The organism is Thermosynechococcus sp. B3, from assembly GCF_030323045.1.
Taxonomy (GTDB): domain Bacteria; phylum Cyanobacteriota; class Cyanobacteriia; order Thermosynechococcales; family Thermosynechococcaceae; genus Thermosynechococcus.
Window position 1 is genome coordinate 2,568,527 of the sequence record NZ_CP097584.1, and the last position, 12,475, is coordinate 2,581,001.

Consider the following 12,475-nt stretch of genomic DNA (forward strand, 5'->3'; position numbering starts at 1 on the left):
AATTTAGGTCTCCACTAGACCACAGTATTTCTCCACACAGCGGACAAACAGCTCAACCCCAATACTTAAAACAGTTTCGTCAAAGTCAAAGCGGGGATGGTGGTGGGGGAAATCTAACCCCAGTGTGCCATTGGCCGACCCCAAAAAGAAGTAGCAGCCCGGAACCGCTTGCAGGAAAAACGACATATCCTCCGCCGCCATCGTTTGACAGTGGGACGTGACCCCAGCCGGCACCTCAACCACCGATTCAGCAACAGAGCGCACTAATTTCGCCATCTTGGCATCGTTGACGGTGGGGGGATACATCCGCTCATAGTGAAAGCGATAGGTGGCACCATGACTCTGACAGATACCCGCAATCACCTGTTCAATGCGCTGGGGTAGCCAGTCCCCCAACTCTGGCTTAAAGTATCGCACTGTTCCCCGAAAGGTCGCGGTATCGGCAATCACGTTCTTGGCGGTGCCCGCATGTACTGCCCCCACGGAAATCACCGCTGTCTCTAGGGGATCCACGTTGCGCGAGACGATAGTGTGCAAGGCCGTAATGATCTGGGCAACAACGAGAACCGTATCCACCGTAAATTGGGGTAAAGCGGCGTGTCCCCCCTTGCCGTGTACTTCACACTCAAAGAATTCCGCTGCCGCCATCAACGGCCCACTACGCACCCCCACCGTACCAACGGGCAGAAAATTCCAGAGGTGCAGGCCAATAATGCCATCCACTTTGGGGGCATCGAGAACTCCCGCTTCAATCATGGGTTTAGCCCCACCGGGACCTTCTTCCGCTGGTTGAAAGATGATTTTGACCGTACCAGCAAAATCGCGGTGCTCAGCAAGGTATTTCGCAGTCCCAAGGGCGATCGCTGTGTGACCATCGTGCCCGCAGGCGTGCATTTTCCCCTCATGGAGAGAGCGGTAGGGCTTATCGTTTTCCTCCTGCACTGGCAGCGCATCCATATCGGCGCGAATCGCCAGCACTGGCCCCGGTCGCGATCCCGGAATCACGGCCACAATTCCCGTTTCCGCAATACCCGTGCGATGCTGAATGCCCCATTGCCGCAGTTTCTCACTGACAAAGGCCGCCGTCAGGTGTTCTTGAAAGCCCAATTCTGGTCGCTGGTGCAAATAGCGTCGCCACTGCACAAGTTCGGGTTGGAGGGTGGCCACCTCTAGGCGCAGTTGGCAGCTCAATTGGGGAAGATGGAAAGCCATGGGGCAGTCTTTAGATTTTGTTTGGCATTGCCTTTCTCTAGGATAAACGATGCTCTGGGGCAGTGACAGTCAATGTAACTTCAAGAACAGGTGAGGCGCCACTCGCTTCCACCAGTGGTAGGATTTTTTGGTCAGAACCCCCTGACTTAGGAAACATTTGTTATTATGACAGGTAGCTCCCTAGGGCAAAAGTTAAAATAGTTCAGTATTGGATATTACACTTTGCCAATTCTGAATCCTAGGGTCTCTTCAGCCAAACGAGGATGTTATGGTTCAATCCCTTCAATACTCCATCGAACTCGTCAAAGATGAAGCACGACGACTGGTGGCCAAAGGTGTGGTGAGTCGGCAGCAGCCCATTTACACCCTCTGCCAGTTTGTGCCCGTTCGGGAGTGGCCCCTCATTGAGGCAGAGCTAGAGCGCTGTGATTTTATGCTGCGCGATCGCATTGGCGACCTCATTGGCCGTGAGTGCTGGGACAACGACTAAAGAGCAATCATTAAGGGCACCTACTTCCCGTAATGCGCAAATCCTAGGGCGTGGGTGCCTGAGAATCCTGCTGTAGGTCTTGGCGAATGGCGCGCAGCGTTTCGAGAAGCGTTTGAATATCTGCGGCTAAGTCAGCACTCTCGCGAGGAGCAGGCTCAGGGGTCGAAGAGGGTTGCTGCTGTTGGGCGATGAAGGTTTGAATCAGTTCCCGTGCTTGCGCTTCGGTGAGGCGGCCTTTCTCAGCACAGACGGTGGCCAATTGGCGGGCATCCACCCGCAGTTGCGTCAGGTATTCTTGGCGTTTGGCCTCATCCTGTAGGGATTCAATGGCAGCAGCAGCCGCTCCAATACCCGTGTAGTAGAGTTGCTGTACAAGATCGAGGGGATTGCGATCCATAGAAATGTGCTCGGCGTGAACTCTCCTCTGCTACTGTACGGGAAATCTCCCTTGCTCATCAAGGTTGAGGAAAGCGACTGCGGTAGAGATGGACAATTTTACTCACTACCTCATCGATCCCCAAGTTGTCCGTACAGACTTCTATGGCATCGGCAGCTTTGCGAAAGGGGGCGTAGGTGCGTTGCTGATCCGCTGTGTCGCGAGCGGTAATCTGAGCGAGCAATTCCTCATAGGAGAGGTCGCATTGTCCCTGCTGTTGTAATTCCTGCCAGCGGCGCTGGGCACGCTCTTCAGGCGAGGCCGTTAGGAAAATTTTCAAGCCCGCCTCGGGAAAGACGTGGGTACCAATATCACGACCTTCGGCAGCAATGCCCCCATTGGCTCCGATCGCCCGCTGTTGTTGTACCATGAGCCGTCGCACACCCCGCAGGGCGGCAATTTGGGACACTCGCTGCGTCACCTCTAGGGAACGAATCGCTTGGCTGACCTCGCGATCGTTGATCCACACCCGTGTGGGTTGAGGGGGATCGCTGCTCTCAAGACGCAACTGACAATGGGCGATCGCCTCTACGACCGCTGGCTCATCCCTGAGATCAATGTTATTTGCCAAGCACCACCAAGTTACCGCTCGATACATGGCACCGGTGTCAAGGTACTGCAACCCTAGGGCTTGGGCTGCTAGTCGCGTCACGGTTGACTTCCCCGCGCCGGCAGGGCCATCCACGGCCAGAATCGGCAGGCGGCGATCCAATAGGCAATTGTCAATGAGGCGCGTTTGCCCCACCCAACCCGCGATCGCCAGCAGTCCCACGGTCTCAATGCGTTCCAAGGGCACAAGGGTCTGGGGATGCACCAATTCGGCATAGTCGAGGCGCAACTGGGGAAACTGGCGCAGATGGTGGTGCACCTGCTCTAATAGCTGCTTAGCTTCAAAGCAGCCCTGGCGGAAGGCGGTGGTGGCTACCTCTAGGCTCTGACTTAGGGCTAAGGCGGTGGCGCGATCGCCCGCACTGAGGTATTGATTACGGGAACTGAGGGCAAGGCCATCGGCATCACGGACAATGGGGCAGCCAATGATCTCCACGTCCAGATTCAAATCCGCCACACAGCGGCGAATAATTGCTAACTGCTGGGCATCCTTTTGGCCAAAATAGGCGCGATCGGGCTGCACCAAATGCAAGAGCTTCAGCACAATTGTTGCTACCCCGCGAAAATGGCCGGGGCGCGATCGCCCACAGAGGCGTTCTGTTAATTCCCTTGGTGGCTCAACTACCGTCAGACTCTCCATCCCCGCTGGATACAGTTCAGCCACACTGGGCACAAAGAGCAGATCCACCCCTAACTGCTGACAAAGCGCCGTATCCGCCTCAAGGGCACGGGGATAGCGCTCCAAATCCTCTTGGGGACCAAACTGAAGCGGGTTGACAAAAATACTGACAACGACCACATCACACTCTTGCCGTGCCCGCTGGATCAAGGCGGCATGCCCCCCATGCAGTGCCCCCATTGTCGGTACAAAACCAAGGGTGGTTGCGGGAGATAATGTGCCAAGGGCAGCCTGTAAACCCGCCGTGGTGGTCAAACGGTAAAACGTACCCATAGAGTGCTTCGGGGGCGATCAGTGCAGTTTTGATACAATCTGTCATATTACAGCCCTTTTCACACCGAGAGAAGACACGCCAGCTTCTGAAAGCCACGATCACAGAGGCGGGTTTGGTGGATCCCAATGTTAGAAAAGGGCTGTCCAATGCCCGTGCCCGCTTTTTCTAACCAAAGTTTGTACATTTGTTGCAAGGGCTTTAATCTTGGGGGCAGGTTTTCTAAAATTCAGGTACCTTCGTTTCTCTGTACTTGCCAACCCTGTCACGCAACCTCCGTTTTACTCCCCCTGAGCCAAAAGCTTATTTTTTAACTGGAACTGTTCAGCATACGCCGCGAGGATAGCCCCTATGGCCAATGAACTACAAAACGGCTTACAAAAATACCGTTTCGTCTGCACCCTCACCTTCGGGGATATTTATGGCCAAGTCATTGTTTGGCTGATTGTGATCTTTATTGGTTTGGCCGCATCCCTTACCCTCTACAACAATCCCGTGCAGGCGTTTCTGGTCGGGGGGCTAATTTTGGTCTTAACCTTGCCCTTTTTGCTCTTTGCCTTTGTCACGACACTGCTCAACCATATTGAAATGCGACCTGTGACAGTCACAGAGAAGAAAAAGCGCAAAGATGCCGCCGTGGCCTCAACCACTGAAGTGGCTCCAGCGAATTAAAGAACCCTTAAAAATAGCGGGCGATCGCCCCCAAAATGCCACACTGAAATTAACGCTGAGGGGGCAGTTCTATGCTTTACTGGCTGACATTTTTGCAGGCATTACCGACACCAGAATTGCCAGCACCCCCCCGCACCCAAACCAAAGCCACGGTACTGGCCGAGTCTCCCCCCATTGTCATGGGTAATCTGGGTGGGCTGCTCTTTTTTCCCGGTGTGATTGCCGGCATTGTGATTTTGCTGCTCCTGAGCATTTGGGCTTACACGCGCGTCTATGTCATTACCCCCAACAACGAAGCCTTTGTGCGCACGGGGGGGATTTTTGTTAAGAAAAAAACAGTCATTCTCAATGGTGGCTGCATTGCCCTGCCGGGGTTCCATGAGTTGACACGGGTACCGCTGCGGGAAATCTCCATTGACGTAGAGCGAACGGGCAAATTGGCGGTGCGCACCCAAGATTATCTGCGGGCTGATATGCGGGTCACCTTTTATGTCTGCATCAATGCCACCGAAGAGGATGTCCTCACTGCCGCCGCTCGCCTTTCGCAAAATAACCGCATTACCCCCGAAGACATCAAGAATGCCCTTGAAAAACGGGCGGACGATGCCATTCGCGCAGCCGCAAAACACAAGTCCTTGGCTGAAATTGACTCCGACAAACTGGGGTTTGCCCAAGAGGTACTCAACCTGATGCAGCAGGATCTGCAAAAAGTTGGACTCACCCTCAACAACATTGCCATCTCAGAAGTCCAAGAGAGCGACACCTACGACGAAAACAACTTTTTTGATGCTCAGGGGGTGCGGCTGCGCACAGAAACGATTCAACGCTCGATTCAGCAAAAGCGGGAAGTCGAACTCTCAACCCGGGTAGCGATCGAACAAAAGGAACTGGATGCCCAAAAACGCTCCCTGCAAATTGAAGAGGAAAAAGAAGCGGCACTGTTGAGCCAACGCCTGAAGGTGGAAGCCCTAAAGGCGCAGCGGGAGCGGGAAATTGAGGAGGCCAAAGCAGCAGAGGCAGCCGCGATTCAGCGGGCAAAGTTGCTCCAAGCCCAAGCGGTTGAGGAAGAAGAAATCCGCAAAAGACTCGCCATCCAACAGAAGGAAATTGAGGCCAGCATTGAACTGGAGGAAAAAAATAAACTCCTCAAGGTAACGCAAGCCCAGCAACAGCAGGAGGCAGAAATCGCCGAGATCAGTCGCCAGCAGCAGGTGGAGGCCAACCGTTTGCAAGCGCAGGTGGCCATTGCGGAGTCCGAGCGTCAAGCGCGTCTTGCCCAAGAGGATGTGGCGATTGCCGTTGCCACCAAGAAAAAAGAAAGTCTGATTGCCGAAGCCGAGCGGGCACGGGCAGAATCTGCGGTCACCACCGCCATCGAAGTGGAAAAAGCCAATCGCCAGAAAAACCTAGCGATTATTGCCGCAGAGCGGGAAGCGGCTGAAAAACGGGTGCTAGAGCAAAACGTTGTGGAAATTGATGCCTTTCGGCGGCGGCGGCAAGCGGAAATTGCCCAACAGGCAGCGGAAATGGAGGCGGCAGCGATTCGCACCCTTGCGGCGGCCAACCGTGATAAAGCCCTTGCTGAAGCTGAAGGGATGGAGGCCATGCTCGCGGCCAAAAATGTGATTAGCAACGCTAACTTGACAGCTCAAGTGATTACAGCCCTCTGGCCAGAACTGGCACCGCAACTGCCACAAGTTCTCCAAGCCCTTGCCCCGCAACCGGGGGTGATTGGCGATGCCAAAATTTATACCTTTGCCAACGGGGGCACCCCTGCTGATCTCAATAAACTGCTCCTAGCCACTAGCGGGCTAGCCCTGATCAATGCCCTTTTTGAGGAGGGGAAACTGGGGCAGTTGTTAGCACAAATTAAATCCCTACTCCAGGAAAATACATCTCATTCCTAAGACGCGACTGCATACCCCTAGCCGCGAGAATGGATAACTCTTCAGTAGGGCTGAGGCGTGAACTAAAGATTTATTAACTCCGTCTGTATTTTCAAAATTCATAGAGACTTTTCAATGGGGCAAATATAAAAAAAGATTAAGAACCGCCAAAGGTCGGTGTTAGTATTCCGATGAACAGATTTAGAAATGTTAAGATTCTTAATATATGTAACGTATCTCCGAAAACGCTGTTAAAGCACCGTTGGCTTGGCCGCGATCTTTAGCAGGGGCGATCGCCCATCCTATAGAGAAAACGATATTCCTAGGCCTTGGACGAATCACTGCTGTCAACCTTGAGAACGAGCGATAGGGACTATGGATACCTCAAAAGATTTAGTGCGCACTTACCTACGGGAGATTGGCCGTGTGCCATTGCTCACCCACGAACAGGAAGTGATCTACGGCAAACAGGTGCAGCAGCTTGCCGCTATGAACGAGATTCGCGAAAAGCTCGCAGCAGAACTCAACCGTGAACCCACCCGTGCTGAATGGGCCGCCGCCGCCAACATGAGTGAAGCAGAATTAGAGACAATTATCGAAAATGGTGAGCGCGCCAAACGGAAAATGGTGGAGGCCAACCTGCGGCTGGTGGTTTCGGTTGCCAAAAAGTACATCAAGCGCAATGTGGATTTGCTTGATCTAATCCAAGAGGGCACAATCGGGATGCAGCGGGGGGTAGAAAAATTTGACCCCACCAAGGGGTATCGTTTCTCCACCTATGCCTACTGGTGGATCCGCCAAGCCATTACACGGGCGATCGCTGAAAAGGGGCGCACGATCCGTCTGCCCATCCACATTACCGAAAAGCTGAACAAAATCAAAAAAGCCCAGCGACAACTGTCCCAACGCCTTGGTCGCGCTGCCACGATTAATGAACTGGCGGCAGAACTGGAATTAACCCCTGCCCAAGTGCGGGAATATCTTGAACGGGCGCGACAGCCCCTCTCCCTTGATGTCCGTGTCGGCGATAATCAGGATACGGAGTTGGGGGAATTGCTCGAGGATCCTTCCATTTCACCGGAGGAGTTTGCCGCTCAATCCTCGTTGCGCAGTGACCTTGAACGGCTGATGGCAGATCTGACCCCGCAGCAACGCCATGTGCTCTCCCTACGCTTTGGCCTAGAGAATGGCCAGCCCCTCACCCTTGCCAAAGTGGGCGAACTGCTCAACATCAGTCGCGAGCGGGTACGGCAAATTGAGCGGGAAGCCCTCAGCAAACTCCGCAAACGCCGCGGCGATATTCACGAGTACCTTGCCAGCTAGCCCATGCTCACTGACGAACAGCACCGCCAAAAAATGCAGCAGCGCAAAGCCGTGCAGGCCCAACGCCTCGCGGAGCGCACCCGTGAAAAAGGTCTCATTATTGTCCATACGGGCAACGGCAAGGGCAAAACCACGGCGGCACTTGGCATGGTGCTGCGTTCCTTGGGGCATGGCTATCGAGTGGCAATTATTCAATTTATCAAGGGGGCGTGGGAGCCAGCGGAAAAAGCGGTTCTTAGCCATTGGTCAGACCAACTGGCCTTCCATGCGATGGGGGAGGGCTTTACATGGGAAACCCAAGACCGCCAGCGGGATATCGCCTGCGCCCAAGCCGCTTGGGAACTTGCCCTCAGCTACATCACCAACCCCGAGTACCGCTTGGTACTGCTCGATGAAATTAATGTCGCCCTCCAGCTGGACTACTTAAACGTGGCACAGGTGCTCGAGGGACTTGCCCGCAAGCCAGAAATGACCCATGTGATTCTCACCGGACGCGGTGCTCCCCCAGCCCTGATTGACGCCGCAGATCTGGTGACGGAAATGACCCTTGTCAAGCATCCCTTTCGCGAACAGGGCGTTAAAGCCCAGCCGGGGATTGAATTCTAAAGCAGGAGTTCCCCAGCGAAAATCGTAACCGCCTGACCCAATAGCCGCAGGCGATCGCCCCCTTGGGGTTGCATTTTAATCACGCCGCCCCGGACGGAGGCTTGATAGGCAATGAGTTCCTCTTGACCGAGCTGGGGTTGCCAGTAGGAATAGAGGCTACAGTGGGCAGAGCCAGTGACGGGATCCTCTGGGATGCCCAATTGGGGGGCAAAAAAGCGAGAGATGATGTCATATTTCTCGCCACGGGCGGTCACAATCAATCCCCGGCAGGACAGGCGGGCAATCTGGTCAAAATCAGGTTTCAACTGTGCTACCGCATCGGCATCGGCCAGTTCCACCAGCAGATCGCTCCCCGCTTGCCCCATAAACACCGGCGTTGTCCCGAGCGCTGCAATGATTGAGGCTTGCACCTGCTGATCCGCAAGGGGCATTACGGGCTGCCGCGGAAAATCAAGGGCGATCCAATCCCCAAGGCGCTGGGCACGCAGGAGACCGCTGCGGGTGTGAAATTCTAGATCCCCCACCACCCCCTGATGCTGCCAGAGGACATGGGCCGTTGCGAGGGTGGCATGACCACAGAGATCCACTTCTGCCACAGGGGTAAACCAGCGCAGGTGAAAGCCACTGGCCAGCGGTACGACAAAAGCCGTTTCCGAAAGATTCATTTCGCGGGCGATCGCCCCCAAGGTTGCATCCTCAAAAAACGTCCCTAGGACACATACGGCCGCCGGGTTACCCCGAAAGGGTTCTTGGGTAAAGGCATCAACTTGGTACAGTGGTAGCGGCATCCGACCCCCGAAAACCGTAAAATCAATCCTGTAGATCGAGCAGAGGACATACTGCGTGGAACGGACATTTCTAGCCATTAAGCCCGATGGCGTGCAGCGTGGGCTAGTGGGGACGATTATCCAACGATTTGAACAAAAAGGCTACACACTGGTCGGCCTCAAACTGATGCGGGTCAGCCGCGAATTGGCAGAGCAGCACTACGGCGAACACAAAGATAAGCCCTTCTTTGCGGGGCTAGTGAATTTCATTACCTCTGGACCGGTGGTGGCCATGGTCTGGGAAGGCCGGGGGGTGATTGCCAATGCCCGCAAACTGATTGGTGCCACTAATCCCCTCAATGCTGAACCGGGAACGCTACGGGGCGATTTTGCTGTAGATGTGGGACGGAATGTAATTCACGGCTCCGACAGTCCCGAAAATGCCGAGCGGGAAATCAATCTCTGGTTCCAAACGCAGGAACTGGTGCCTTGGGAGCCGGCCTTCACCTCTTGGGTGTATGAGATGTAGGCTCATGGGTTGATTTGGGATGGGTTGGGGGGGTGTCTGACTCCTCCACCTCCCGCTTGGAAAAGCCCCACGTAAAGCAAAGGGCAATCAGGCTAATCATTACCCAGTCCGAGGGTACCAGTTGGGGATTAATCACGCGAATGAGCAGCCGCAGACCCACCAGCGTCACTGTGAAATAGCCCGCATCCTCAAGCCGAGGAAATTCTTTCAGCCAGCGGATAAATAGCTCCGCCATAAAGCGCAGCATAATCACGCCAATCGTGCCGCCGAGTAATACCAGCCAACGCTCATCCGACAGGGCGATCGCCGTTGTCACGCTATCGAGGGAAAAGGCCAAATCCGCTAAGGCCAGTAGGGGGACTGCCTGCCAAAAAGAACGAATCACCCGCTCGTGTTCATGTTCTGGCTCGGTCGTAAAGAAAAAGTACTTTGCCGATAACCACAGCAGATAGAGTGCCCCCGCCAACTCAAACTGCCAGAACCGCAAGACCCAAGTCGCTGTGAAAATCAGGCCAATGCGAAAAACGTAAGAAATGGCCAGTCCTAGATTGAGTGCCCGCCGCTGCTCATCTAAGTCTTCGATGCCTCGTACCAAGGCCGCTAGGGCGATCGCATTGTCCGCTGAGAGAACCGCTTCCAGTGCCAACAACACCACAAGTAACAACAGGGTATCCAGTCCCCAGTTGGGCGAGAGTTCCAATAGTTCATCAATCATCGGGTGAGGGAAGTTCTCCATCTCCAGATTTTTGGCTGCTTATATTTATCGTCGCACAGGAGCGGTACAGCCCTTTTCCCAAAGATGGAACACCCTCAAACCCAGACGTAGGCGCAACCAAAAATGCTAGTGACCTGACCGTTGGGCTGACGGTAGGCCTTACCCACATCCAGTCAGCGGACAAGCGATTTCCCTTTGGTTCTGGCGTGCATAGTCCTGCATCCTGTCGCATTTTCACCGTTAACCTATCACGAGGACTAAAATCTTGGGGAGCCAAGGGGGTGAAAATTCTTGGATTGCTCGCCTTACCAAGGTGGCGATGATTGAGCAAAAGGCAGTCTTCGCTAGGGCACAATTCAGAATTGTCGTTGATGTCGTAGAAGTTTTACTTTGCTATGGGACTCGTTAACAATACGCTAAAAGCGGCAGGCAAGCTCGATCCAATTTCTTTAACGCTGTGCATCGTTGGCTCTCGCAAAATCTATCATGAGGATGATTATGCCCAATCTCCATGGCATATCTTTGCCCCCAATCTCAGAATTTATGGTTTTGATGCGGATGCCGACGCCTGTGATGAGGCCAATACCGCCTTAGCAGCCCAAGGAATCACTTGGTTTGAGCGTCACTATCCGCTGACGCTGGGCAAAGAGGTGGGAGAATCAACCCTTTACATTACCAACGCCATTCATTGCAGTTCTTTATATCCACCAAATTTGAGCTACACATCGCGATTTCAAGGATTTAATCCTAGCCTGAATGTGGCGGCAACTGTTCAGGTGGAAACAACTACCCTTGACGCATTTGCCCAAGCTGAAGGACTAGAGAGCATAGATGTCCTGCAAGTGGATGTCCAAGGGGCAGATCTGGATGTGTTGCAAGGCGGTGAGCAGCTTCTGGCAGCAAGTACTTTAGCAATCATGGTTGAAGTTGAGTTTTCGGAGGTTTACAGGGGGCAGCCCCTCTTTGGGGATATTGATGCATATTTGCGCGCTCAAGGTTTTGTGCTCTTTGACCTACTCACCAATGATGGTTGGTGCCGATTACCGCGCTACGTTTCCCCATTTTGCTCCCAACAGCGAGGGGGTCAACTGCTATGGGCCGATGCAATTTACCTGCGGGATTTGCTCAATGAGAATCAACAGCAGCAAAATCGGCACCTACAGAGCCCTAGCCACTTGCTAAGACTGGCGGCAATTGCTGATGCACTGGACTTTCCCGATTATGCGCTGGAAGTTTTAACGCAACTCACGCTTCGCTATGGCGAAATCCCTCAGTGGAACTGCCGCAAAGAAATTTTCGCTATTTTGGAACAGGTTCAGCCCCTGCTCAGCACAGATATTGCCAAGCTGCCAATAGTAAAGCTGCTGTCTGAGCCAACAACCTAGCCTTGGGGCAAAAGGCGGCGGCTAAACTGCTGAATTTCCTCGCGAATCCCTCGCGGCAATTGGCTTTGTTTGGCTAGGGCTTGCTGGAAATATTGCTGTGCCTGCGATCGGTTGCCACTGGCGGCCAAAATTTGTGCTTTCAGATAAAGGAGTTCTGGATTGTTGGGGGCAAGTGCCAAGGCTTGATCAACCGCGTTTAAGGCCTGCGGCCATTGCTTGCGATCGCGATAGGCCAAGGCCAAGCCTCGATAACTCAAGTAATTGGGAGCGGCGTAGGTTTGCAGGGTTTGAATGGCCCGATCCATGCTGACAAAGCCCACATTACTGGCAATGCCCCACTCCATAAAGCCACGAACAAGATTCAATTCCGGATCGCGAGGATTGACAGCTTCGGCTCGCCCCACATGATCGAGAACCCGCTGTACCCGCAACAGAGCGGCGGGGGCACCAGCCACAGGCCCCGATCCGGCATCGGAAATTTCATAGCCGGCCATCAGGAAATGCCCCACGGCTTGATAGAGATTTCCCCGCAGGGGATCGCGGCTCGTGAGGGCTTGGGCAGCGCGCAGGGTCTCCTCGGCATAGCGTTTGTACCCTGCCCAGTCTTCATTAAGATAGGCAATGGCAGCAGCCAACGTCAGCGTTAGGGGTTCTTGGCGATCGCGCTCCAAGGCCGCCGGCAGTAACTCTTTACCTTTGACATAGTTACCATCGCGAAAGAGGGCAACAAAGACGGCTTCCGTTTGATCGGAAATGGGTCGTGCTTGAGCGCCCGTACGGAAAGGATCGCCAGCAAGGGCAGCGGTACTCAGTACCCAGGGGGCGATCGCTCCACTAAGATAGAGAGCAAAGCGTTGCCACAGGCGCAGTTGACGTGTTTGCACGGTCGTTACCT

Annotated in this window: 13 protein-coding genes; 7 read left to right on the top strand and 6 right to left on the bottom strand. The window is 54.1% G+C overall.

Annotated features, from left to right (window positions below; translation table 11 throughout):
* Positions 1-3: 3 nt before the first annotated feature.
* Entirely contained in the window at positions 4-1,212 is a 1,209-nt protein-coding gene (locus M0646_RS12705; RefSeq protein WP_286649714.1) for a M20 family metallopeptidase, read from the bottom strand.
* Between the two features lie 268 nt (positions 1,213-1,480).
* Between M0646_RS12705 and M0646_RS12710 the strand changes: the two genes are divergently transcribed.
* The gene (locus M0646_RS12710; protein WP_024123956.1) at positions 1,481-1,702 is read left to right on the top strand and encodes a DUF4327 family protein; all 222 of its coding nucleotides are present in this window, start codon (positions 1,481-1,483) and stop codon (positions 1,700-1,702) included.
* A gap of 43 nt (positions 1,703-1,745) precedes the next feature.
* Here the strand turns inward: M0646_RS12710 and M0646_RS12715 are convergent, their stop codons facing one another.
* Positions 1,746-2,099, bottom strand: a complete 354-nt coding sequence (locus M0646_RS12715; protein ID WP_149821417.1) for a hypothetical protein — start codon at positions 2,097-2,099, stop codon at positions 1,746-1,748.
* 58 nt (positions 2,100-2,157) lie between these two features.
* Positions 2,158-3,699, bottom strand: coding sequence for a bifunctional pantoate--beta-alanine ligase/(d)CMP kinase (locus M0646_RS12720; protein WP_286625984.1), 1,542 nt, complete (start codon positions 3,697-3,699; stop codon positions 2,158-2,160).
* 349 nt (positions 3,700-4,048) lie between these two features.
* Between M0646_RS12720 and M0646_RS12725 the strand changes: the two genes are divergently transcribed.
* From M0646_RS12725 to cobO, 4 genes are all read left to right on the top strand, one after another.
* Positions 4,049-4,369 (top strand): hypothetical protein, encoded by a 321-nt coding sequence (locus M0646_RS12725; RefSeq protein WP_149821421.1) that lies wholly within the window; start codon positions 4,049-4,051, stop codon positions 4,367-4,369.
* A 71-nt stretch (positions 4,370-4,440) separates the two neighbouring features.
* Positions 4,441-6,276, top strand: coding sequence for a flotillin family protein (locus M0646_RS12730; protein ID WP_286649715.1), 1,836 nt, complete (start codon positions 4,441-4,443; stop codon positions 6,274-6,276).
* 354 nt (positions 6,277-6,630) lie between these two features.
* Positions 6,631-7,578: an RNA polymerase sigma factor, RpoD/SigA family gene (locus tag M0646_RS12735; RefSeq protein ID WP_149821425.1), complete on the top strand. Its 948-nt coding sequence runs from the start codon at positions 6,631-6,633 to the stop codon at positions 7,576-7,578.
* Between the two features lie 3 nt (positions 7,579-7,581).
* Positions 7,582-8,184 (top strand): cob(I)yrinic acid a,c-diamide adenosyltransferase, encoded by a 603-nt coding sequence (gene cobO / locus M0646_RS12740; RefSeq protein WP_149821427.1) that lies wholly within the window; start codon positions 7,582-7,584, stop codon positions 8,182-8,184.
* Here the strand turns inward: cobO and M0646_RS12745 are convergent.
* Complete coding sequence (locus tag M0646_RS12745; protein WP_286625986.1) at positions 8,181-8,972, bottom strand: PhzF family phenazine biosynthesis protein; 792 nt, start codon at positions 8,970-8,972, stop codon at positions 8,181-8,183. The genes cobO and M0646_RS12745 overlap by 4 nt on opposite strands.
* Before the next feature lie 55 nt (positions 8,973-9,027).
* Here M0646_RS12745 and ndk point away from each other — a divergent pair, with 55 nt between their 5' ends.
* Positions 9,028-9,480 (top strand): nucleoside-diphosphate kinase, encoded by a 453-nt coding sequence (gene ndk, locus M0646_RS12750; RefSeq protein WP_149821431.1) that lies wholly within the window; start codon positions 9,028-9,030, stop codon positions 9,478-9,480.
* Here the strand turns inward: ndk and M0646_RS12755 are convergent.
* Positions 9,455-10,195 (bottom strand): TerC family protein, encoded by a 741-nt coding sequence (locus tag M0646_RS12755; protein WP_286627196.1) that lies wholly within the window; start codon positions 10,193-10,195, stop codon positions 9,455-9,457. The two genes, ndk and M0646_RS12755, sit on opposite strands and share 26 nt — an antisense overlap.
* Positions 10,196-10,590: 395 nt before the next feature.
* Here M0646_RS12755 and M0646_RS12760 point away from each other — a divergent pair, with 395 nt between their 5' ends.
* Entirely contained in the window at positions 10,591-11,580 is a 990-nt protein-coding gene (locus tag M0646_RS12760) for an FkbM family methyltransferase (protein WP_286649716.1), read from the top strand.
* On the opposite strand, the gene M0646_RS12765 is transcribed toward M0646_RS12760, so the two are convergent.
* Positions 11,577-12,464, bottom strand: a complete 888-nt coding sequence (locus M0646_RS12765; RefSeq protein WP_226971971.1) for a Sll0314/Alr1548 family TPR repeat-containing protein — start codon at positions 12,462-12,464, stop codon at positions 11,577-11,579. The genes M0646_RS12760 and M0646_RS12765 overlap by 4 nt on opposite strands.
* Positions 12,465-12,475 lie beyond the last annotated feature (11 nt).

Bases quoted from the DNA above. Each gene is read 5' to 3' on its own strand.
- M0646_RS12705 (WP_286649714.1), bottom strand. From the start codon at position 1,212: ATGGCTTTCCATCTTCCCCAATTGAGCTGCCAACTGCGCCTAGAGGTG.
- M0646_RS12710 (WP_024123956.1), top strand. From the start codon at position 1,481: ATGGTTCAATCCCTTCAATACTCCATCGAACTCGTCAAAGATGAAGCA.
- M0646_RS12715 (WP_149821417.1), bottom strand. From the start codon at position 2,099: ATGGATCGCAATCCCCTCGATCTTGTACAGCAACTCTACTACACGGGT.
- M0646_RS12720 (WP_286625984.1), bottom strand. From the start codon at position 3,699: ATGGGTACGTTTTACCGTTTGACCACCACGGCGGGTTTACAGGCTGCC.
- M0646_RS12725 (WP_149821421.1), top strand. From the start codon at position 4,049: ATGGCCAATGAACTACAAAACGGCTTACAAAAATACCGTTTCGTCTGC.
- M0646_RS12730 (WP_286649715.1), top strand. From the start codon at position 4,441: ATGCTTTACTGGCTGACATTTTTGCAGGCATTACCGACACCAGAATTG.
- M0646_RS12735 (WP_149821425.1), top strand. From the start codon at position 6,631: ATGGATACCTCAAAAGATTTAGTGCGCACTTACCTACGGGAGATTGGC.
- cobO (WP_149821427.1), top strand. From the start codon at position 7,582: ATGCTCACTGACGAACAGCACCGCCAAAAAATGCAGCAGCGCAAAGCC.
- M0646_RS12745 (WP_286625986.1), bottom strand. From the start codon at position 8,972: ATGCCGCTACCACTGTACCAAGTTGATGCCTTTACCCAAGAACCCTTT.
- M0646_RS12755 (WP_286627196.1), bottom strand. From the start codon at position 10,195: ATGATTGATGAACTATTGGAACTCTCGCCCAACTGGGGACTGGATACC.
- M0646_RS12760 (WP_286649716.1), top strand. From the start codon at position 10,591: ATGGGACTCGTTAACAATACGCTAAAAGCGGCAGGCAAGCTCGATCCA.